Raw genomic sequence first — 20,809 nt, 5'->3', positions numbered from 1 at the left:
AGGGTGATTATTGTGTCAGAGGCGATTTTTAAGAATCAAGTGATTCAGAAGGCATGGGAAGATCCGGGTTTCAAAGCTAAGCTGCTTACCGATCCGAAAGAAGCTCTCAGAGAAGCACTAGGTATCAATCTGCCTGATCATATTACACTCAAAACGGTCGAGGAAGGCTCCAATGAGTTCTATCTGGTTATTCCTCCAAATCCGTCCTCCGGTGTTATGAAAACGGATGTCACAACCCTCGGTTCCTGGTAAGCATACATCACGCCTCTGACTTCACAGGGAGCCTGAACCTTCCGGAGGCTTTGCCAATGGCAAAGTCGTAACGGATTCGGTTCCGGCTCCTTTTTGGCTTTCAAAACGGATTTCGCCCGCCATCGCTTCAATGATCCGGAAGGTCACCATAAGGCCAAGGCCCGTTCCCTTCGTTTTATTCGAGAAATACGGCTCACCAAGCCGGTTCAGCACCTCGCTGTCCATTCCCTCTCCGTCGTCCTGAATATGAATATACACATAATCACCGACACCGTAAGCGATCATCTGTATGGTGCCTTCATCTCCGAGCGATTCAATGCTGTTCTTGATAATATTGATAAAAGCCTGCTTGAACTTGGAGGAGTTGCCTTTGACCCACAAGCCTTCTCCGGCCTGCATGAGCATTTTACCCCCGTTCAGATGGCATAGCGGCAGCATAATGCTTTCGATATGCTTGAACTCCTCCCTGACATTCAGTATCGAAATCTGCTCGAATTCAGGTTTGGCAAAGGTCAGAAAATCCGTAATGATATTAGCTGCACGGTCCAGCTCACTCAGCGCCATGGATAAATACTGTTCCTCACTGCCGCTTGCCTTCTCACTGAGAAGCTGCAGAAATCCTCTTGTCACCTGCAGCGGATTACGCACCTCATGAGCTACTGAGGCTGCAAGCTCACTGATGATTTCCATTTTTTCGGAACGCTGCAGCTCGTTATTGAACAGCTCCAGCTCCCTTGAATATTTGACTACCTGCCGGTGGTTCAAAGCCAGCCTGCGGCCCAGAATGACAATCAGTGAAAGAATGAACACAACCAGCGCCCATTTCCAGTAGAACAGATCGTAGTCACCATTGTTGATATAATACCAGACCAGTTCGGCTACCCCTGTTAAGGCGGCTGTACCGAAGCCTATCGCAAAGGTAATCGCGTCCTTGTTCTTTTTTAGCGAAAAGAAGATTACACAGGCAATGAGCAGGACAAACTGGGCAATCATAATAAAACCGATTACCGTAGTAGAGACAAAATAATAGAACTCCACAAAGCGGTTGTCTGCCAGTGTATTAATGATCAGGCACAGAATGCAGAACGCGGAGTAGGCCGTCTGAAAAATGCGGAACCGCCGGATGATGGCGAAGCGGCCGCTGCCGAATATTTTCTCAAACAAAAACGTAAGCGCCGGCAGCAGTGACAGCAGCCCCAGATCCAGAAAGATGATACTTAACGCTCCGTATTGACTGTAAAACGTATAAATAAAGGGCGAATAGGTAATTGCCAATATACCCGTGGCCGCAATGACAATGGATAAAGACACGGCAATCGAAAAATGCTCCCTGTCCAGAAAAAAACCGCACATAAACAGAACCAGCGCCACAAAAATAAAAGAGCCGCCGAGAATGACATCAATGAGCCCGTTTTTGACAAAATTGCGGATCAGCTCGCTATGCTCGCCAATCACGATTGAATCTTTGATTCCGATCCGGTCCTGGAGCGTCGAAGTCCAGATATACATGGTTTTACCGTTATCCTCGCCCCTGAGCGGTACAAGCAGGGAATAGTTGTCCTTAATGTAGCTGCGGTCCCCCTCCAGCACAAGCCGGTCCTCTACAAATACCTTGATATGCAAGGCATAGAGCTTTTCGATGTAAACGGCAGGCGATACATAGTGAAAGGCCGGAAGCTGGATACGGGTCCACGCGGAGGATAGCCCGTCCGGAAGATCGCCTGCAGGATTGGCCGTTCCGCTGTTGAACCAAGCTCCCTGATCCCCGTCCGGGACTTCAAGGCCTGTATCGCCCAGGCTCTTGTTCCACTGCATCTGCCATTCTGTTATTTTATTTGCAGCATAATGCCCTTCCCCGGAGGCTGACAATGAGACGAACGTCAACATCATCAGCAGCAGCATCGCTGTAATATGTACACTTTTACCGATCAAGCGCATGCAAGCACCCCAAGAGAATGTATTGGTATAAATGCGGGACAGATCACAGCTAGTATTTCGCCCAGCAATGCCCTTATCCCTTTAAAATACCCATTTTTTATCAAATCTTTTCTATTTACTGTGATCCGCTGGTAATTTTACGATAACCTCGGTTCCCTGGCCTTTTTTACTGTGAAAATGAATGGTGCCGTTCATCGCTTCGACGATCCGGAAGGTAACCATCAGCCCCAGGCCTGTTCCCTTGGTTTTATTGGAATAATACGGCTCGCCCAGGCGGGACAGCTCGCTCGGCTTCATGCCCTCCCCGTTATCCTTCACACTAATGATGATATGCTGGCCCGATTTCCAGGCTGACACCGTAATCAGCCCTTCTTCGTGCAGCGATTCCACACTGTTCTTGATCAGATTAATGAAGGCCTGCTTGAACTTGGCGGGACTGCCCAGCACATAAAGCCCTTCCTGCAGCTTTAGTTCAATGGTACCGCCCTGCAGATTAGCCAGCGGCACCAGGATGCCGGCCACATGCCGCAGCTCCCCGGACAGCTCGAATACATCCACTTCCTCCAGTCCGGGCTTGGCAAAGGTGAGGAAGTCTGTAATGATCAGGGAGGCCCGGTCCAGCTCCTGTACCGCCATATCGAGATATTCCTTCTCTTTACGACCGGAGCGTTCACCCAGAATCTGCAGGAACCCGCGCGTCACCTGCAGCGGATTGCGTACCTCATGTGCTACAGAGGCAGCAAGCTCGCTGATGATCTCCATTTTTTCCGAGCGCTGTGCAGTATTGTTGAACTGCTCCAGTTCACGGGAATAGGCGAGCGCCTGCTCGTAGTTTCTGGCAAAGCCCCGGCCGAGAATGATGATCAGAGAGAGGATAAACGCCACCACGCCCCACTTCCACCAAAAAAGATGGAAAGAGTCTGCGGATGTAAAATACAATACCAGCTCGCTGAGCGAAATGACCGCAAAGATGGCGAAACCGGTGGAGAAAATAGCTGCATCCTTATTTCCTCTATAAGCATATACCACAGCCAGCCCCAGCAGATATGCCAGCTGAACAATCATCAGCACCCCTAGCACATTCACCGTCATGATCACATACAGCTTGTCCAGCCGGAAGGACAGCAGGGCATTCACCAGCAAAAACACAAAGCAAAAACATGAGTACCCCAGCTGAATATTGCGGAAGCGGACAAGATGCCGGCCTTTGCCGGGTCCGAAAATCCGTTCGAAATATAAGGTAAAGGCGGCAGCAGGATAAATAATGCCGTATCAAAGCTGGCTTCGACCAGCCGCTCCCTGCTGCCCAGAACAAGCGACAGAAACGGGGAGTACGTAATAAACAGCACGCCGAAAGCAAGAATCACCAGCACCAGGTAGTACCCGCCGGACAATGTCTGCACCCGTATAAAAAATAAACATACCAGCAGGACAGCAGCCATAAAAATGAGTGAGGTCCCCAGGATCACATCCACCAGGTCATGTTTGACATAAAGAGACATTAGACCATCATAATCTCCCGCTCTGATCTGCCCCCCTACCCCGAAGCCCCTGTCCCCTCCGCTGCTCCACAGATACAGCGGTCCGTCACCCGGCGTTGCTGTTAACGGAATCAGCACTTTACTGCCGCTAAAATTAACGTTCTGCCTCGAATCGTAGATGAGCGTATTATTGCGGTAAGCCTTAAGCGTTGTTCCGTATACTTTATCAATAAGCAGCGCTGAATCTGTCTGCATTGGCGGTATTTCAAAGCGCAGCCAGGCTGCGTCAACATCTGCGGGAGGCAGCGGTCTTGCTGTATCCGCAGAACATTTCATCCATTCCTCCTGCGGGGCAGCTGCTGCTTCAGCAACAGTCTCCTCCCCGGATTGCGCCCATTTCAGCTCCCATTCCGGCAGGACGATATCCTGTTCACCGCTCCGCCCGATCGCGATCCCTGCAGTCACCAGAACGGTCAAGAGCAGAAGCATGAATATGGCGGCCACTCTCTTTGGTGATGACAGCTTCATTAGACACCTCAATAAATCATAAGTTGGATTTTAATAGTTCGTATGATTCTTACTTTCGACAACCTTCGCACTTTCCCTGCCTCTATCGGCAAAATTCAGTGAAAACCCTGTTTTTATTATCGGCACGGTTAATCATTCTGGAGAATGAATATATTAAGAATGCCCTGCCAAGCCCGGGAGGCGCAGATTCGCAGCCAATTAATCGGGTATAGAATTACTATAGATCACGGGTAAGGAGGTCCGGCTATGACTGACAAAAGGAAATCTGATGCCAGCGCGGAACGGGATGACGACGGGCTCGTAACCGAGCGGGATATAGATGAGGATTTCGGCTTGTTTCAGGAAGGCTCTTATCCCGGTGCACTACGGGATGAGGAGCAGAAAGCTGCCATTAATCACGCTGTCCCCAAAGAGGGGCAGACTTAAATCTAAGGAGCTGAACGGCTATGGGTAATGAGTTCAACAAAACTGAAGCCGATTTTGCATATGAGCGCTATCAGAAAATGGGCGACGCCCCCCCGGAACAGGATATTCCGCTTGAGGACCGGCGCCCTCTCGGCACTATTACGGAGCAGGGCGTAAGCGGTGTAACTCTGGATGTGGAGCGCCAGCCGCTGGAGTCATCACTGGCCAGCCATGAGCCTATTCATGAAAGACCTGTTGATTATGTTGACGGCATAGCGGATGAAGGAGCTGATCCGGCGCTTGAAGGCGACTCCATCCTCGCCGCCGATATCGGTGTAAACGAGCCTCAGCCGGCGCTTGGCCGCAGGGCCGACCGGGATAACAGCATCATTGCTTCTCCTGCCCCGCAGCGGGACGAGCTGCTGGAATCCGACTCACTTTTCGCCGCAGGAGCAGCCGGTTTAACCGGCAGTGTAATCGACTATGCCGATGACGAGGAGAGCGATGAGGAAGTGCAGCCGCTGGAGGATGTTCCGGATGCCGATGAGCTGCAGCCCGGCACTGCGGTAGACCCGGCCGCCCCTCCGGTTGATGTTATGCCCGGAACCGATCTGCTGAACGGCTCTACAGGTGAAGAGGATTAGTCAAGGAGCTTCAATTAAAGATGTTTAAACGTTAATGTGCAAAGGCCAAAAGCAAATCCGGAAACGTTTTCCCGGTGCTTTTGGCCTTTTGTTATCTTTATTTTAGATATTTCCGCTTGCCTGCGCATCTGCTGCTTCCCCGTGGGCACGTGCTTCACCAACCTTGGCCTCCAGGTTCTGCAGCTTGACCAGCAGCGCTGCCGCAAGCAGCATCATCCCGTTAATAACGAATACCCAGCGGATCGGAATGAACGCACCCAGCAGCCCTCCGATGATCGGCCCGGCCATGGTCGCAAGCTGCGAGGCTGCCTGATTCAGGCCGAACGCGCGGCCGCGGAAGCCCGGTTCAATCGTCTGGACAATCATTGCATTGACTGAAGGCAGCACTCCCGCATAGAACAGGCCGTAGACAAACCGCAGAATGGCAAACTCCACATAGCCGGACACGAAATATTGCAGGATGTTGCCGATCCCGCCGCCGATCAGGCCGATGAACAAAATAAACCCGAAGCCCTTACGGCTGCCGATCCGCCCCCACTGCGGAGCCATTATTACCGTCGCTATGCCGACAGCAGAGAAAACAATCCCCGAGCTAAGCGATGCCGTGTTCCTTGAAATCCCCATATCCAGCAGATAAATCGGCAGCAGCGGCTCCAGAATCATAACCGAGAAGGTGCTGATTCCCGCAAGTGACAGCAGCGTAATGAACGCTTTATTTTTAACTGCCTCCCTGATGTCATCGCTGACACGCGATCTTGCCGCGGAACGGTTAAAGTTCTCCTCCCTGGCAAAAAAGGTGGCGATCAGCGCTGACACGAGCACAATGGCCGCCGAGAACAGAAACGCATCGCGGTTGCTCGAATAATAGCTCACCACCCCGCCGATCAGCGGGCCGATAATGCTGCCTGTTGCTCCCGCTGTTGACATAATGCTCAGCGCATAGCCGGTCTTTTCCTCCGGCGTATTGGTCGCCACCATCGCAATTGCCGCCGGAACAAATCCGGCCAGCAGCCCCTGAAGCACACGCACAATCAGAAACACATACGGGTCATGAACAAAGTAATTAATCAGATAAAGTGCAGCCAGACTGAAGCCCGAGCGGATCAGCATCGGCTTGCGCCCGTATTTGTCAGCCAGAGACCCCCAGTAAGGCGAGATCAGCGCGCTCGCGAGAAAGGTAATCCCGAAGCTCACTCCCGACCAGATTTCCAGATGACTGGTAACTCCGAGCTGGTCACTAAGAAAAATCGAGAGGAACGGAATCGAAATCGAGTAGGCGGTGCTGCAGAAAAACACCCCTATCCAGAGCACGATCAGATTCCTTTTCCATGAAAATGCCAAGACAACCACCGTCCCTTCTGTTAAACCCTGAAGTATCTACCATTCTAGACCTCTTTTCCCGCGATGCCAAATCACTGTTATTCCAGAGGCTTTGCATCAGGCGGGACAAACCATGTATGATGAGTGATGAGCAACCCAGCCTACTCATGATTAAAGGAGAGATTTACAACGTGAAGCGCATTAGAAGAACCCCTGTCATTCTGCTGCTGATGATGACCCTGCTGATGGTCTTTGCCGCAGGCTGCGGCAACAAGCCGGCAGACAACAATGCAGCAGGCAATACTGCCGGCAACCAGGCCAGCCCGGCTCCCCAGGAGGGTGCAGCTGCCGCCACCGAAGGCGTGCCGTCGGCCACGGCCAGCCATCCTGTCGTTACCATTGAGATGGATAACGGCGGCATTATCAAGGCTGAGCTCTACCCTGAGGTTGCACCGAATACCGTAAACAACTTCATTTCACTGATTCATAAGGGCTTCTACGACGGAACCATTTTCCACCGTGTTATCCCGGGCTTTATGATTCAGGGCGGTGATCCCGACGGCACCGGCATGGGCGGTCCGGATTATAGCATTGCTGGCGAATTCTCGGCCAACGGCTTCACGAATAACCTGCTGCACACCGAGGGTGTGCTGTCCATGGCCAGAAGCCAGGATATGAATTCCGGCGGCTCCCAGTTCTTCATTATGGCTGCAGATTACCCTAGCCTTGACGGCAGCTATGCCGCTTTCGGCAAGGTAACGGAAGGCCTCGATGTCGTGCAAGCCATCGTTAACCTGCCGCGTGACAGCTCGGACCGGCCGGACACGCCTCCTGTCATGACCAAGGTTACGGTAGACACGCTGGGCGTTACTTATCCGGAACCGGAAAAAGTAGAATAGCTCCATCCCTCACCGGGGGAGCTTCAATCAGTACAGCATAGAAGCCCGTCTCGGGGTTATCCGGAGACGGGCTTCTTCACGTTACAGCAGTCTGCACCGGATGGCTTCCGGTCCAGGCTGGCTGTTATCTTCTGCTGATGGCATGATGCGGATTGCGCAGGAAGGTGCTGCGGCTGTTGCGCAGCAGGGCAATCCGTTCCTCGGCCAGCCGGTCTGCTGCGGCATACGCAGGAATGCCGCTGGTGCGCGAGATCTCCAGCACGCGGGTGATGCTGTCATAGATCTTGCTGATCTGCTTGAAGGCGCGGTCCTTATTGTAGCCGTTCAGTTCGTCGGCAATATTAATGACGCCGCCGGCGTTAATGACATAATCAGGTGCATAGACGATGCCCATCTCATGCAGGGCGTCCCCGTGGCGCGGCTCCTTCAGCTGGTTGTTGGCTGCGCCTGCAACCACCTTGGCCTTAAGCAGCGGCAGCGACTCGTCGTTGATGGTCGCTCCAAGCGCGCAAGGTGCGTAAATATGGCACTGTACACTGATAATATCCGCCGGATCAACCGCCTTGGCGCCATAGGCTTCAACCGCCCGGGCTACCGCTTCCTTATTGATATCCGTTACAATCAGCTCTGCGCCTTCCTCATGCAGATATTTGCACAGCGTAAACGAGACATTCCCGACGCCCTGCACGGCAACCGTTCTGCCGGCCAGCGAGTCACTGCCAAAGGCCGCTTTGGCTGCTGCCTTCATCCCTTGATAAACCCCGTAGGCTGTCGCTGGTGACGGGTTACCGGAAGAACCGTAAGTAGCCGAAATCCCGGTTACAAAATCGGTCTCCTGATGAATAATGTCCATATCCGCTTCTGTGGTTCCAACATCCTCAGCTGTAATATAACGTCCGTTAAGTCCTTGTATGTATCTGCCGAAAGCACGGAACATGGCTTCATTTTTATCCTTCTTCGGATCGCCGATGATTACGGTTTTACCGCCGCCCAGGTTCAGGCCGGCCACGGCATTTTTGTAGGTCATCCCTTTGGCAAGCCGGAGCGCATCGGTTATAGCGGCCTCTTCAGTAGCGTAGGTCCACATTCTCGTCCCGCCCAGCGCCGGCCCCAGTGTAGTATCGTGAATCGCAATAATGGCCTTGAGGCCCGATGCTTTATCCTGGCAAAACAACAGTTCCTCGTAATCGTCACGTTCCATTGCTGCAAACAATTCCATTATGTCCATATCCCCTGTCTTATCGCATTATGCGTGTTACGTTTCATAACAAAGCTAGTATACTCAACTTTTCTTGTCAAGTTCATTTGTCCTTTTCTTAGGAAAAAACGCAAAATAAACCCAATAACATACATCAATATAACGTATGATGTAACCCCTAAGTTGAACCGGCTATACCTTCCTGACGACTAAAAAAGAAGCGCAGGCGCGCCTCTATTCCCAGTATTCATCCGGCCGGTATTCAATTTCCGATTGTACAGTGATGCTCAGACATTCAGCATCCGCATCATATACCACAGGATTATCCCCGACATAATACCAGTGCTTGATCACCTGGCCCTCCGCCGGCTCTTCAAACCGGAACACATTCAGCTCCGGGCTTAGCTCCACTACGGCCGCCCCCTGTGCAGCCTTTACTCCGCAGAGCTTAATCAGCGTAAGCTCCCCTTGCGGGCTAAACGTGTAGGTCAGTCCGTCCGTGCTGCTGACAAGCATACGCCCGGTTACGGAGTGCTTCACCAGCACCCTCTCCTGCTGCTGCATTTTTGGCTCCTCCTTCATAATGGGATTGTACGTACCTGACTATGGCAGATCAATAACCATGAGCAGAGCGTCAGCTCCGCTGGCGAGCGCAAGCCTGCTGATTCCCTCAATCCGGGCTGAATCTCCCGGCTGCAGGAGCTGACCGTCCGGCAGCTTAACCTGTCCTTCAATTAAATAAATGAAAATACGGCGGCCTGCCTCCTGCTCAAACGTTAGCTCCCGGCCTGCCTCGGCCCGGCCGAGATAAATCGTCATATCCTGGGCGATGTCTACAATTTCCGGTGTGCGCTCCGGGCCTACCACTGGCAGCAGTCTGCCTTCAAGCCTGGCGGGATCAAACCGCCCGGTTGTGTATGAGGGGGCTGTACCGCGTGTGCGCGGCATGAACCAGAGCTGCAGCAGCCTAACTGGTTCTGTGTCCGAAGGATTATGTTCGGTATGGATCGCCCCGGTACCGGCCGACATCCGCTGAACGCCGCCGAACTCCGTCTCGGCCACATTGCCCAGATTGTCCTCATGGCGCAGCCGGCCGGACAATACAATGGAGACGATCTCCATGTCGCTATGCGGATGGGCGCCGAAGCCTCTGCCCGGTGCAATGGTATCATCGTTACAGACGCGCATAGGACCAAAAGCCGTATTATCCGGATCATAGAAATCCCCGAACGAGAAGCTGTGGCTGCCCTTCAGCCAGCCATGATCAAACTGGTGCGCGGATGCCGCGGGATAAACCTTGATCATATCGATCCCTCCTGATTGTCTGATGCGTTTTAAGTTAATCATTCAGTGATGGCTGGAAGCATAAATTCTGCTGTAGAAAGCCTGCATTGTTGCAGGGCACTAACAATAGTTTAGCAGAAAGCCCGGCAAAACCAAAAAAGACGGCTGGAGGCCGGAGAAGGCACTCCATCTGCCAAAAGAAAAAGAAGCAGCCAGCATACGCCGGCCGCTTCATCATTTTCAATTACCCCTCGAACCCGTTCCACTGGACTACTTCTTCCAGCGGCAGTCTGGCGGTGGAGCGTCCTTCTGCTGCAGCTTTGCCCAGAGCAATCAGCATTACAGTCTCGTAACGTTCAGGAATGCTGAACAGCTCACGGAACTTATCGGGATGGAAGCCGCCCATAGGAACCGTGTCGTAGCCCTTCGCCTTGGCTGCAAGCATCAGCTGCATGGATACAAGGCCGCCGTCAATGAGGGCAATTTCCTTCAGCTTCTGGACCGGCATGCTGGAGTAGCCGTCTCTGCTGCGCTTAGCCATTGCCGCTCCCACCTCTGCAGTGACATATCCGGCTGCTTCAGCGTACTCATATATTTTCTCTGCATTGCGGTAAGCCTCGATGTCGCCGATTACAGCAATCGTAGCCGAAGCATCGACAACCTGCTGCTGGTTATTGGCAATCGGAAGCAGCTGCTCCTTCAGCGCCGGATCTGTAATGACAATAAAGCGCCAAGGCTGCAGATTGGATGAGGACGGGGCCAGAATGGCGTCACTCAGAATCGCTTTGATTTCCTCCTCGGAAATGCTCCAGGACGGATCATATTTCCGCACCGAATGCCGCTCCCGGATCACCTTACTGAACTCTACTTCCGTCTTCAATTCTGTTGTCATTGTCTAACTCCTCCTCTTCCTGATCCCAATTCTGTGATTATAAAAGCACAGTTAATGTCAAAAAAAATCTGTGTCTTCATACCCTATGCTGCCCAACATTTAACTGTAATTAATTATGCACAGTATAGTTCACAAAAAAGCCTTCTGTCAACAGCCAGCCTTGCGCACCATTTCAGCTAGCGTATATTTTTCAAGCACAAGCACGATACTGCGGTCCATTTCGGCAAAGAGTTCACCGCAGGCGTCCATCATCTGCTCACCTAGCGCATTACCGCACATCGTCTCATTCACCGCTTTGCTGCAAGCTTCGCCTGCCTCTAGTGCCTGATAAATGTCGGCAAGGGTCAGCTTTTCCGGGTCACAGTTAAGCGCGTAGCCGCCGTCCCGGCCTTCTTTGGTCACCAGAATCTGCGCACGCGTCAGCTTGGCCATCGTTTTTCTCAGCAGAGTAGCCTCGGAGGAGAGCAGCTCGGCCATTTCACAGCTTGAACAGGTATCACCTTTCCGGGCCAGCACCACCATTGCCTGCAATACCAGTCCGAAGGATTTATATTGGGAAGCGCTACTGCTGCGTGTTTTTGTCATACGGGCTCCTTTCTGACTCATTGATGTATGTTAAGTATAGAACGCCGGACCTTTTTTGGCAAAAAGAAAGCCCCCGCCCTAACGACCACAGGTCCAGGGCAGAGGCTTGCTTCTATAAACACGGGCCTCAGCTGGTAAGCTTCCTCGCCCTTATATATTGACTACAGCTTGGCGATCGTTTCTGTGAGTACCGGTACGATCTGTGATTTGCGGGATACAACGCCTCTGAGCAGCGCTTTGTTGTCATCCAGCTTCACATTGTAAGCCTGCTCTACTGCTCCGGCGAGACGGCCGAGCGCCAGACCTACGGAGTCGTTGTTCAAGATGTCTGTTACTACGAACAGGAACAGATCCAGTTCTTTTTCAGCAATAATGGCTGTAAGCGCCGCTTCCAGCTCTGCCTGCTTGGAGAGCACATCGTTCACGTCAACCGCATTGACCTGGGCGATTTCAACCTTGTAGTCACCCATTTTGAATTCCTTGGCATCCAGGGAGATCAGCTGGGCAATGCTCTTGTCACTGAGGTCAGCACCGGCTTTAAGCATAGCCAGACCGTATTCTTCGGCATTTACACCGGCGATTTCAGCCAGCTCACGCGCAGCAGCTACGTCCTGCTCGGTGCAGGTCGGCGATTTGAACAGCAAAGAATCGGAAATGATTGCAGACAGCATCAGACCAGCGATTTCTTTCGGAATCGCTACACCGTTTTCTTTGTACAGCTTGTTCAGGATAGTCGCTGTGCAGCCTACTGGCTCAGCACGGTAGTAGAGCGGGTGCGCTGTTTCGAAGTTGGCGATCCGGTGGTGGTCGATTACTTCAACTACACGGACCTGCTCAATTCCGTCTGCACTCTGCTGGCGTTCGTTATGGTCAACCAGAATCACCTGAGCGGCTTCTCCGGCAACATTTGTAACGAGACGGGGTGCAGCTGCGCCAAATTGATCCAGTGCAAACTGGGTTTCCCCGCTTACTTCTCCCAAACGTACAGCTTCAGCATCCCAGCCCAGTTCCTTCTTGAGTGCCGCATAAGCAATTGCTGAACAAATTGTATCCGTGTCCGGATTTTTGTGTCCAAAGACAAGTGTTTTTTCCATTTCCAATCTCCTTACTTTGTTTTTTGTGAGAATAATATACCATACATTGATAGGGACAAGCCAGAAAAGGAAGAGGAAGTCTTTGTTGTCCTTGCATTCAGGAATTTCCACGCGGCTAAATGCCTTTAATCACCGCCATCGGTTTGCACTTGGCTACAACATCGGCCAGCCCTGCACCTGTGATGCTGTCAATAATCTGATCCACATCCTTGTAGGCCTGCGGGCATTCATCGAGAATCGTATCCAGGGAACGGTGGTTAACAATGATCTCCTCGTCTGTGCCAACCTGCAGCGACTGGCTGAACTCATCCACTGTCACCGTAAGGCGGGTTGCTCTTCTTGAACGTACCCGTCCGGCACCATGGCAGATGGAGTAAAAGTTCTTCAGGCCCTCCTCGCGTCCGAGCATAATGTAAGACGAGGTGCCCATGGAGCCGGGAATGAGCGCCGGATGCCCGGTAGCTTTGTACACCGGCGTGTTCAAAAAATGCCCCGGCGGAAGCGCCCGTGTAGCCCCTTTGCGGTGCACCAGCATCGGCTGCCCGCGGTGGAACTCTTTTAACGCATAGTTATGCATCAGGTCATACAGCACCGGCATTTCAAACTGCGGCCCGTACAGCTCCCGGAAAGCCTCCTGCACCCCGAACGCAATCATATGCCGGTTCGTCACGGCAAAGTTCAGCGCAGAGTACATCAGATTCAGATAGGTCTGGCCCTCGCGGCTGCTGATCGGCGCATAATTCAGGTTCGGATCAGGGTTCGTTACGCCCCAGAGATGCATCGCTTCCTTGATCGTTTTTGTGTGTTCACGGCCGACCATCGCCCCCCAGGCACGCGAGCCGGAATGGATCATGACGACAACACCGCCGTCGAAGAGCCCCCACTTCGCCGCCTGCTCCTTATGCTCCTCGGCAATTTCCAGATACTGAATCTCGCAAAAGTGATTACCGCTCCCCAGGGTTCCGAGCTGGCCGTGGGCGTTTTTGCGGATTTTTGGGGGCAGGTTTTCCAGCGCAGTATGGTCATAGCTGAAGTTGCTCTCCTCCACATGGGTAATCCATTGCGGGGAAGGGATATATTTGTCCGGCAGACCGTTCAGGCCGCTGCGCACAATCTCCATAATATCAATGTCGGCATAATTGCTGTTGACCCGCTCGTTCGTTGGCACATATTTTTCAATCGCTTCGATCAGTCTGCGGCGGACCTCCTTATCCTGCAGATCCCGCTTATGCAGCGGCGTCGTGTGCACGCGCATCCCGCAGCCGATATCCACTCCGACAATCGAAGGCGAGACCATCCCGTCCTTCATGTTCCACACCGCCGTTGTGCCGATGCAGGTTCCCACACCGACATGCGCATCCGGAGTATAAGCCATATATTTATTGCGTGGAATCCGCAGATTGTTGTCAGCCATCTCAAACACTTTGTCTTCGAATGACTCGTAGATCTCCTGATTGGCGAACACATGCAGCGACCCGTGCGGAAGCTCCAGCTGATAGTGGTTGCTGCCGTGCGATTTGATGTTTCTGTTCATTGTTACTCCTCCTGTAGTTTTGTTTATATAAAAAAGCTGCCGGCTGCGCCGTCTCTGCTCTCCCTGTAATCAGGTATAGCGAAACCTTGCACAATCCGGCAGCCTCATTCAACGTCTAGTGCTGCAGCACGGCTATGACGTGTTGCTGCTACTGTAGATCGGCCTGCACCTCAGCCCCGTGCAGGAGGGAGAGAGGGCTGAATGAGCTGGATAACAGCCGGATGGATAGAGCCCGCGCTCCCCGCTCTGCCGTCTGAAGGCGGCGGAACGGAAGGATTGCGGGTAGAAGCCTGGCTCGAGATCGGATGCCGGGTTTAGAGCCGGGGCTGGCGATAGAGCTGGCGTTAGCGCTGGCGTTATGTCAAAAACTGAATCGGATTCCAGGGTCACAGCTAGAGCCGGATCCAAAGCTGTAGCTAGAAACGGATCGGATTCTACAGCCAGAACTAGAGCTGGGGCTGATTGCGGAGCAGTATCTTGTTCCAGATTAAAACCTGTGTGCCCCTGTATGCCCAGCGCTGCCGCCCGCTCTATGTGCTGCTCATTCCATCTGATTAGTTTGCTCATTCTTCTCTCTCCTTTCAGGGATGTGGGATAAGGTGCTGGCTAGGTGTGGGTTCAAAGGGACTTTTCCCTTTGATTTCAGCATTTGGCCCGCCTGCACCTCGATCAAAGGGATTTTTCCCTTTGATTTCAGTATTTGGCCCACTTGCACCTCGGTTCAAAGGGATTTTCCCCCTACTTCGGCTCTATAGCTCAAGTCTCAGTACCATTAGTGGGATTTTTCCCCTAAAGCCTTGTATACTCAACATCTAAGAACAACAAAAAGGCTGCGTCGCGCCGCCCTTCTCTCCGTCCTTTGCATAAGGTCAAAGAAAAAGGCTGCGGTGCACGCAGCCTGAAATCCCGGTATTGCCATAAATTTGGCGGCAGAATCAAATCTGCCTGATCCAAGGCAAGGGAGTGCTGCGTGAATCCTGAGTTTCCTCTGGATAGGAATATGCCGGACGTGCGAAAGGTATGGTTAGCTCACGGTCAAATAGTTGGCTAACTTGTTCATCCCTGTTCAATGTCTGCATTGTTCCTGCTCCTCCCTAAGCCATCTGCGGCGTAAATTTGTAGCCAGCTTACCATGGTTTTCCAGAAGCTGTCAACCTCCAGAATTGTTAGTACACATCAATATCATACCCCTACTGCCTCCGTTTTCCATACCTCTAACTAATGTGGCACTTAAACCACTCGTTAGTTCCCGGGCTGAGCTGGGAAGGAGAATTCTGCGTTAGCATCCAGATATGATCACCTAGCCCTGCATTCTGCGTTAGCATCCAGATATGATCACCTAGCCCTGCATTCTGCGCCAGCCTCCAACCCGACTAACACTACCTAGTCCTGCCCGGCACCCGTTCGCGGTAATCCCCGCAGAGTCTTGGGCAGGGGATCAGGTACGGCCTGGCCATCCAGCGGCTCGTTGTCCCCGAACAAATCCGGGTTCCCGGCCAGCAAGCCGCTTATGATGTCTGTAGTCCCCGCTGCACTGCAGATCATTACAGGAGCAGCGCCGAAATGCCCCCTGCGCAGCGCTCCGCCGTCCTCCAGCACATGCTCAACCTTCCAGAAATGCTGGGACCAAGACAGCCCGCAGTGTCTGCGCGACGGTACAGGGATCTCGGTTCCGTCCGGCGTAATCGTGTACAGCTGCTCCGGTTCATCGGTCATTCTGCCCGGAATGTCCACCCATTCCTCAATGCCGTGAATGAACGTGTTCCGCCGCAGATCCACGCCAAGCAGCATGATCTCCGCCTTCCGGTCCAGCAGCTTGCCGTAGACCGATCCGCGGGCACAGGGAGTATCCCAGCGGTGATCCCCGGCGGTAAAAGCTTCGGCATCTCGCCCAAGGGCAGCCACCGAGTGGGTCGGATGCCAGGAACGGATAACACCCGGACGCCCCCGGAACAGCTCAGGCAGAATTCCTACGCAGGATGGTGAATCCTGGACGGAGAAGCACGGATTCGCCGCATCAATATACGACCAGGTATGTGTCGGCAGGACAAGCAGCCCGTCCTTCATATATTCGGACAGCACATCCAGTACGGTATCTGCGCCGCCTTCTACAGGTCCAATACTTTTTAATGAGGAATGGACCAGCAGCGTTCCTTGGGGATTAATATGAAGCTCCTTCAGCTGTTCGAGCAGGCTGGCTTTCGTATACATTGCAGTCCTCTCCTTTTTACGGTCGGTATGTAGTTTCCGCTTGCAATTCAACCAACTTACTATTAAAATTATAGTAACTTAAATATTTTCACCAATAAACTTAATATTGGCCCTGCAACATTGTGTAAATAATGAGAAAAGTATTTGCGAACCCTTTCTACTCCAGTTGTCCCTTCACTCACAACATTCTAAAAATACGCTTACACACTTCTGTAACATCACAAATCCAAGGAGGATCTACCATGAGTTTAACACTAAAAGGCCTTCACCATGTATCCGCTATTACAGCCAAAGCTCCGGAAAACTACAAATTCTACACCGAAGTTCTGGGACTCCGGCTGATCAAAAAAACAGTCAACCAGGATGACATTTCCGTCTATCACCTGTTCTACGGCGATGAAGCCGGCAATCCGGGCACAGAGCTGACCTTCTTTGAGCTTCCGAACGCCGGACGCAACCGGGACGGCAATAACAGTATCTCCGCCCTGTCGCTGCGTGTGCCGGACGATAAGGCGCTGGATTACTGGAAAAAACGGTTTACAGCCTTCAATGTAGACCACGACAGCACCATCACTGACCGCGGCGGCCGCCTTACCCTTGGCTTCCGCGACCATGAAGGCCAGCGGTTTCTGCTGGTCTCCGACCAGAACAACCAGGGAGTTGCCGGCGGCAAGCCATGGCCGGCCAGTCCTGTACCGGCTGAATATGGCATCACCGGTCTCGGCCCGGCTCATCTGACCGTCGAGGACGCCGAGCCGACAACACTCGTCCTGCAGGATCTGATGGGTTTCCGCCGCAAAGCAAGCTATCCTTCACCGGCTGCTGGACAGCCGGACATCGTCGTATTTGAAACCGGAGAAGGCGGCTCCGGTGCCGAGATCCATCTGGAGGAGCGCAGCGATCTGCCGCAGGAGCGCCTGGGCCGTGGCGGCGTGCATCACGTCGCCTTCCGGGTGGATAATGAGACGGAACTCAAACTATGGATCGAGCGTATCCGCACAGTCCAGCTGCCCAATTCCGGCTTTGTGGACCGCTTTTACTTCCGGTCCCTGTACTTCCGTGAGCCGAACGGCATCCTGTTCGAGCTGGCTACGGACGGACCCGGCTTCGCTACCGATGAGCCGCTGGAGCATCTCGGCGAATCCCTCGCCCTGCCTCCATTCCTGGAAGGGAAGCGGGAGCAGATCGAAGCTTATCTTAAGCCGCTCGACACCCGACAGCAGCAATGATATAGAATCAGGCTGTAGTCCAGCCCCAGCCCAAACAGCTGCGTTCCGCACAGGAACGCAGCTGTTTCTGTTGCACCTATTCCCGGTCCGCTCCAGCTGCAGACAGCCGGAGAAGCCGTCAGCTCTCCGACCAGGTAATGGTGAAGATATTAAAGCCGGGACGGGCCGTAGACGGCTTGCCCGTAATCGAGACCGGACTTGTGCCGCCCAACCGGCCGGTAATCTTCACCGTTGTTGCCGACACGGTCTGCGAGGCATTGTCGAGCCGCTTGATTTTGGCATATTCACTGTATACGAAGCCCATCGTCTCCAGCGATTCCTGTGTGGAGTAGCTGAAGGCAGCCTTCTTCACGCCGTCCGCATCCGTATCCAGCGTCGTTGCGATGATAGCATCACTCGGTATCGGAAAATCCTGCGGCAGGTTGACCGGCCGCACCGTGCTCTCCACAGGCGCAGCATTGCCTGAACCTGAACCGGAGCCAGAGCCGGCAGAGGCTCCCGCATCCGCACCAGTACCGATCCGGACTTTGTAATTAACGGCATCATACGTAATCGGCACATCCAGCGCCTCCGCAACCGAGCGGACCGGCAAATACGTAAGGCCCTCGTAGGTAATCGGCCTTAAGGTTTTGCCGTTGCCGTCTCTAAGCCAGTATGGCGTGCCGTCAACAACTACTCCAATGCTGTTGTTCAGATAGGCCTTAATCTCCTGAAGCTTGGCTCCGGCATATACACCGGCTGATCCGGTCAGCGCCATACCGGCGGCAACCGCGGCGATCAGCCATTTCCGGTTCATTTTCATGAGAAATCCTCTCCTGTTCACTGGGATGATGTAGCTATAAATACTGCGTCCTAATATATTTAACACCGGAAGAAGTCTTCCAACCTTTTATCAGGGGAAAACACCTGCCGCTTACGTCTATATAATCACTTAACAATATCGAGCAGCTCCGCCAGTTCACGGATTTCATAGGTCGGCTCAACACCGGAACTGTTAGTCTTCCCTAAAGGATTGAACCAGCAGGTATCAATTCCATAGTTAACCCCGCCGCGGATATCGGAGGTCAGTGAATCCCCCACAATCAGCACCCTGCTTTTATCGGAAATGCCCAGCTTGTCAAAAGCATAATCAAATATTCCCGCCGCCGGCTTCTGATAACCCGCTTCCTCCGAAATAATGATCTGCTCAAAGGTACCCGCAAGCGGCGAGCCTTTGATTCTCGACAGCTGCACATCCTTGATTCCGTTCGTAATAATCGCCAGCCTGCAGCCTTCAAGCGCCCCGCACAGCTCGGCAGCCCCCTGGATCAGAAACGTGCCTTCCCCCAGAAAACGCAAATAAGCCTCGCTGAATTCCTCCGGATTGTACTCCAGATTATGCCGGACAAACAGCTGGTTAAAACGCTCCACCCGCAGCGCTGCAGAGGTAATCTGACCCGCCTCCAGATCGGCCCACAGCGCACGGTTAATCTCCTGATAGCTTGCAGCATACTCCTCTGCCCCAGCCGGCAGCCCGAAGTGGGTGAACACATTCAAAAACGCCTGGCCCTCGGCCATTCCATAATCAAACAGCGTATCGTCAGCATCAAACAGAATTACGTCGTATTTCATCATCCGCCTCCAAAATGGTTGTACAATCGACAAGTTATTGCACTCTGAGATATAATCTAGACAGCCCTGCTCATAAGACAATTTATCGTGGTACATCTTAAGCTTATCTTTTTAAAAAATCAACGGTGGTGATTGTCATTTTTTACGTTTTGGCGTTTCTGGTATCGTTTTGTATCGTTTATCTACTCATTCCTCCGCTCGGCAGGCTTGCGTTCCGGCTTGATTTTGTGGACAGGCCCCGGGAGGATGTGGAGCGCAAAATCCACAGGGAGCCCATCCCTCTGACAGCCAGCTATGCGATATTTATCGGCTTTTTCATTACATACCTGCTGTTCGCCCGTGATTTCTCGCTGGAGACGCTCGCCCTCTTTATCGGCGGGGTGCTTCTGCTCACTATAGGTACTATTGATGACTGGTACAAGACCAAAGGCAAGGATTTTCCGGCCCTGCCCAAATTCATCGTACAGATTGCGGCAGCCATTCTTGTCTTCTTGTCCGGCAATGCTTTTACCGGCTTCATCAACCCGTTCTCGGGAGATTACGTTTCCCTGCCGTTCATCCTGCAGTTCATACTTACGATCGTCTGGATCTTCGGTGTGACTACAGTAATTAACTTCTCTGACGGCATGGACGGGCTGGCCGGCGGGCTTACAGCAATTTCAGCCGTTACACTGTTCATCGTTGCGCTAACCAAGGGTCAATCCGCTTCCGCAATCATGGCGATTTCCCTTGTGGGTGTCACACTGGCTTATCTGCGATTCAACAAAGCCCCGGCCAAAATCTTCATGGGCGACGCAGGCGCTACCTTCATGGGCTTCATTCTGGCAGTCATCGCGCTGGACGGTGCCTTCAAGCAGGCTACGGTGCTTTCGCTGTTCATCCCGATCCTGGCGCTCGGCGTGCCGATCTTCGACAATCTGTTTGTCGTGATCAAGCGGTTCCTTCAGGGCAAAGCCATTTATCAGGCGGATGCCAGCCAGGTCCACTACCGGCTGCTTAAGGCCGGCCTGAACCAGAAGCAGGTCGTTGCCGTGCTCTATCTGGTCAGCGTCTGCCTGTCGCTGTCCTCCATAATTCTGCTGCTAATTGAAACATAACGGACTTTGCAGCAGCGTGCTGCCCCAAACAGTAACACCTCCTTCACTAATGTGAGGGAGGTGTTTTTTTGCCTTCAGCCCTTCTCCTGAATGAAGTCGTATAACTGCCGGTAAATGCCTACAATCTCTGACATCGGCATCCGGACCAGGCCGCTGGAGGATGGGGCAACGAACTCGCGAACGCCGTCAACAACGGGCTCTGCTGTCTGGAACCCCCATTCCGCCTTGGGCCTGCGGCTGAATTCCGTATAGACCCCCTTGCCCACAAAGCAGGCAATCTGCGGCCGGTACTGCTCAAGCTTCCCGCGCAGCAGCTCCCGCCCGGCATTATATTCCTCGCGCGTGATATCCTCCGCGCCTACTGTAGGCCGGGCCACAATATTTGTGAAGCCGTACCCAAGCTTCAGCAGCTCGCCATCCTCAGCAGCCTCATACAAGCGCGGCGTCAGGCCGGACTGCTGAAGAATCCGCCAGAAATTGTTGCGCGGATTCGCATAATGATGCCCCAGCTCCCCGGAGCGGATGCTCGGGTTAAAGCCGATAAATACGATCTGCAAGCCGTTCTCCAGGTGATCCGGCACTTCCTCCATGAACATCCCTCCTGCTA

General features: G+C 53.0%; 21 protein-coding genes. 6 read left to right on the top strand and 15 right to left on the bottom strand.

The features are described from left to right. Positions 1 to 9: 9 nt before the first annotated feature. Positions 10 to 252 carry an NHLP leader peptide family RiPP precursor gene (locus AWJ19_RS26995; protein ID WP_068720800.1) on the top strand — a complete coding sequence of 81 codons (243 nt, stop codon included), beginning with the start codon at positions 10 to 12 and terminating at the stop codon, positions 250 to 252. A gap of 21 nt (positions 253 to 273) precedes the next feature. Here AWJ19_RS26995 and AWJ19_RS26990 read toward each other — a convergent pair whose 3' ends face one another. From AWJ19_RS26990 to AWJ19_RS34335, 3 genes are all read right to left on the bottom strand, one after another. Beyond that, a complete protein-coding gene (locus tag AWJ19_RS26990) occupies positions 274 to 2,190 on the bottom strand; it encodes a HAMP domain-containing sensor histidine kinase (protein WP_068720633.1) in 1,917 nt (638 codons plus the stop codon). A gap of 111 nt (positions 2,191 to 2,301) precedes the next feature. Then, positions 2,302 to 3,339 (bottom strand): HAMP domain-containing sensor histidine kinase, encoded by a 1,038-nt coding sequence (locus AWJ19_RS34340; RefSeq protein ID WP_128083710.1) that lies wholly within the window; start codon positions 3,337 to 3,339, stop codon positions 2,302 to 2,304. Beyond that, on the bottom strand, positions 3,324 to 4,199 hold the full coding sequence (locus AWJ19_RS34335; protein ID WP_128083709.1) for a hypothetical protein: 876 nt from the start codon (positions 4,197 to 4,199) through the stop codon (positions 3,324 to 3,326). Before AWJ19_RS34335 ends, AWJ19_RS34340 begins: the two co-directional genes overlap by 16 nt. Before the next feature lie 246 nt (positions 4,200 to 4,445). On the opposite strand from AWJ19_RS34335, the gene AWJ19_RS26980 reads away from it, so the two are divergent. Together AWJ19_RS26980 and AWJ19_RS26975 are read left to right on the top strand one after the other, a co-directional pair. Then, complete coding sequence (locus tag AWJ19_RS26980; RefSeq protein WP_068720629.1) at positions 4,446 to 4,625, top strand: hypothetical protein; 180 nt, start codon at positions 4,446 to 4,448, stop codon at positions 4,623 to 4,625. 20 nt (positions 4,626 to 4,645) lie between these two features. After that, positions 4,646 to 5,248 (top strand): hypothetical protein, encoded by a 603-nt coding sequence (locus tag AWJ19_RS26975; RefSeq protein ID WP_068720627.1) that lies wholly within the window; start codon positions 4,646 to 4,648, stop codon positions 5,246 to 5,248. A 102-nt stretch (positions 5,249 to 5,350) separates the two neighbouring features. Here AWJ19_RS26975 and AWJ19_RS26970 read toward each other — a convergent pair whose 3' ends face one another. Continuing rightward, a complete protein-coding gene (locus tag AWJ19_RS26970) occupies positions 5,351 to 6,589 on the bottom strand; it encodes an MFS transporter (RefSeq protein ID WP_068720625.1) in 1,239 nt (412 codons plus the stop codon). 146 nt (positions 6,590 to 6,735) lie between these two features. Between AWJ19_RS26970 and AWJ19_RS26965 the strand changes: the two genes are divergently transcribed. Then, positions 6,736 to 7,467, top strand: a complete 732-nt coding sequence (locus tag AWJ19_RS26965) for a peptidylprolyl isomerase (protein WP_068720798.1) — start codon at positions 6,736 to 6,738, stop codon at positions 7,465 to 7,467. A 124-nt stretch (positions 7,468 to 7,591) separates the two neighbouring features. On the opposite strand, the gene AWJ19_RS26960 is transcribed toward AWJ19_RS26965, so the two are convergent. The 8 genes from AWJ19_RS26960 to AWJ19_RS26920 form a co-directional block, all read right to left on the bottom strand. After that, positions 7,592 to 8,686 carry a Glu/Leu/Phe/Val dehydrogenase gene (locus tag AWJ19_RS26960; RefSeq protein WP_068720623.1) on the bottom strand — a complete coding sequence of 365 codons (1,095 nt, stop codon included), beginning with the start codon at positions 8,684 to 8,686 and terminating at the stop codon, positions 7,592 to 7,594. A 213-nt stretch (positions 8,687 to 8,899) separates the two neighbouring features. Further along, entirely contained in the window at positions 8,900 to 9,229 is a 330-nt protein-coding gene (locus AWJ19_RS26955; protein ID WP_068720621.1) for a hypothetical protein, read from the bottom strand. Positions 9,230 to 9,268: 39 nt separating this feature from the next. Then, positions 9,269 to 9,970, bottom strand: coding sequence for a pirin-like bicupin family protein (locus AWJ19_RS26950; protein ID WP_068720619.1), 702 nt, complete (start codon positions 9,968 to 9,970; stop codon positions 9,269 to 9,271). A 223-nt stretch (positions 9,971 to 10,193) separates the two neighbouring features. Next, positions 10,194 to 10,841, bottom strand: a complete 648-nt coding sequence (locus AWJ19_RS26940) for a nitroreductase family protein (RefSeq protein ID WP_068720615.1) — start codon at positions 10,839 to 10,841, stop codon at positions 10,194 to 10,196. 147 nt (positions 10,842 to 10,988) lie between these two features. After that, positions 10,989 to 11,426: an Rrf2 family transcriptional regulator gene (locus tag AWJ19_RS26935; RefSeq protein WP_068720613.1), complete on the bottom strand. Its 438-nt coding sequence runs from the start codon at positions 11,424 to 11,426 to the stop codon at positions 10,989 to 10,991. A gap of 161 nt (positions 11,427 to 11,587) precedes the next feature. After that, complete coding sequence (locus AWJ19_RS26930; RefSeq protein WP_068720611.1) at positions 11,588 to 12,520, bottom strand: manganese-dependent inorganic pyrophosphatase; 933 nt, start codon at positions 12,518 to 12,520, stop codon at positions 11,588 to 11,590. A 115-nt stretch (positions 12,521 to 12,635) separates the two neighbouring features. Continuing rightward, complete coding sequence (locus AWJ19_RS26925) at positions 12,636 to 14,054, bottom strand: RtcB family protein (RefSeq protein WP_068720609.1); 1,419 nt, start codon at positions 14,052 to 14,054, stop codon at positions 12,636 to 12,638. Positions 14,055 to 15,437: 1,383 nt separating this feature from the next. Next, positions 15,438 to 16,265 (bottom strand): AAC(3) family N-acetyltransferase, encoded by an 828-nt coding sequence (locus AWJ19_RS26920; protein ID WP_068728306.1) that lies wholly within the window; start codon positions 16,263 to 16,265, stop codon positions 15,438 to 15,440. A gap of 242 nt (positions 16,266 to 16,507) precedes the next feature. Between AWJ19_RS26920 and AWJ19_RS26915 the strand changes: the two genes are divergently transcribed. Beyond that, a complete protein-coding gene (locus AWJ19_RS26915; RefSeq protein WP_068728305.1) occupies positions 16,508 to 17,494 on the top strand; it encodes a ring-cleaving dioxygenase in 987 nt (328 codons plus the stop codon). 118 nt (positions 17,495 to 17,612) lie between these two features. Here the strand turns inward: AWJ19_RS26915 and AWJ19_RS26910 are convergent, their stop codons facing one another. Continuing rightward, positions 17,613 to 18,296, bottom strand: coding sequence for a hypothetical protein (locus tag AWJ19_RS26910; protein ID WP_068728304.1), 684 nt, complete (start codon positions 18,294 to 18,296; stop codon positions 17,613 to 17,615). Positions 18,297 to 18,421: 125 nt separating this feature from the next. Continuing rightward, entirely contained in the window at positions 18,422 to 19,105 is a 684-nt protein-coding gene (locus AWJ19_RS26905; RefSeq protein WP_068728303.1) for a YjjG family noncanonical pyrimidine nucleotidase, read from the bottom strand. 128 nt (positions 19,106 to 19,233) lie between these two features. Between AWJ19_RS26905 and AWJ19_RS26900 the strand changes: the two genes are divergently transcribed. Next, positions 19,234 to 20,202, top strand: coding sequence for an MraY family glycosyltransferase (locus tag AWJ19_RS26900; protein ID WP_082708148.1), 969 nt, complete (start codon positions 19,234 to 19,236; stop codon positions 20,200 to 20,202). Between the two features lie 74 nt (positions 20,203 to 20,276). Here AWJ19_RS26900 and AWJ19_RS26895 read toward each other — a convergent pair whose 3' ends face one another. Continuing rightward, positions 20,277 to 20,792, bottom strand: coding sequence for a mismatch-specific DNA-glycosylase (locus AWJ19_RS26895; RefSeq protein WP_068728302.1), 516 nt, complete (start codon positions 20,790 to 20,792; stop codon positions 20,277 to 20,279). Between the last annotated feature and the right edge of the window lie 17 nt (positions 20,793 to 20,809).

The organism is Paenibacillus sp. DMB5 (assembly GCF_001517085.1).
Classification (GTDB): domain Bacteria; phylum Bacillota; class Bacilli; order Paenibacillales; family Paenibacillaceae; genus Paenibacillus_AQ.
Note: the sequence above shows the minus strand (reverse complement) of the source record. Positions and strands in the feature narration are given on the sequence as shown.

Bases quoted from the DNA above. Each gene is read 5' to 3' on its own strand.
- AWJ19_RS26910 (WP_068728304.1), bottom strand. From the start codon at position 18,296: ATGAAAATGAACCGGAAATGGCTGATCGCCGCGGTTGCCGCCGGTATG.
- AWJ19_RS26955 (WP_068720621.1), bottom strand. From the start codon at position 9,229: ATGCAGCAGCAGGAGAGGGTGCTGGTGAAGCACTCCGTAACCGGGCGT.
- AWJ19_RS26920 (WP_068728306.1), bottom strand. From the start codon at position 16,265: ATGTATACGAAAGCCAGCCTGCTCGAACAGCTGAAGGAGCTTCATATT.
- AWJ19_RS26915 (WP_068728305.1), top strand. From the start codon at position 16,508: ATGAGTTTAACACTAAAAGGCCTTCACCATGTATCCGCTATTACAGCC.
- AWJ19_RS26990 (WP_068720633.1), bottom strand. From the start codon at position 2,190: ATGCGCTTGATCGGTAAAAGTGTACATATTACAGCGATGCTGCTGCTG.
- AWJ19_RS26895 (WP_068728302.1), bottom strand. From the start codon at position 20,792: ATGGAGGAAGTGCCGGATCACCTGGAGAACGGCTTGCAGATCGTATTT.
- AWJ19_RS26905 (WP_068728303.1), bottom strand. From the start codon at position 19,105: ATGAAATACGACGTAATTCTGTTTGATGCTGACGATACGCTGTTTGAT.
- AWJ19_RS26930 (WP_068720611.1), bottom strand. From the start codon at position 12,520: ATGGAAAAAACACTTGTCTTTGGACACAAAAATCCGGACACGGATACA.
- AWJ19_RS26940 (WP_068720615.1), bottom strand. From the start codon at position 10,841: ATGACAACAGAATTGAAGACGGAAGTAGAGTTCAGTAAGGTGATCCGG.
- AWJ19_RS26980 (WP_068720629.1), top strand. From the start codon at position 4,446: ATGACTGACAAAAGGAAATCTGATGCCAGCGCGGAACGGGATGACGAC.
- AWJ19_RS26965 (WP_068720798.1), top strand. From the start codon at position 6,736: ATGATTAAAGGAGAGATTTACAACGTGAAGCGCATTAGAAGAACCCCT.
- AWJ19_RS26925 (WP_068720609.1), bottom strand. From the start codon at position 14,054: ATGAACAGAAACATCAAATCGCACGGCAGCAACCACTATCAGCTGGAG.
- AWJ19_RS26975 (WP_068720627.1), top strand. From the start codon at position 4,646: ATGGGTAATGAGTTCAACAAAACTGAAGCCGATTTTGCATATGAGCGC.
- AWJ19_RS26960 (WP_068720623.1), bottom strand. From the start codon at position 8,686: ATGGAATTGTTTGCAGCAATGGAACGTGACGATTACGAGGAACTGTTG.
- AWJ19_RS26950 (WP_068720619.1), bottom strand. From the start codon at position 9,970: ATGATCAAGGTTTATCCCGCGGCATCCGCGCACCAGTTTGATCATGGC.
- AWJ19_RS34335 (WP_128083709.1), bottom strand. From the start codon at position 4,199: ATGAAGCTGTCATCACCAAAGAGAGTGGCCGCCATATTCATGCTTCTG.
- AWJ19_RS26935 (WP_068720613.1), bottom strand. From the start codon at position 11,426: ATGACAAAAACACGCAGCAGTAGCGCTTCCCAATATAAATCCTTCGGA.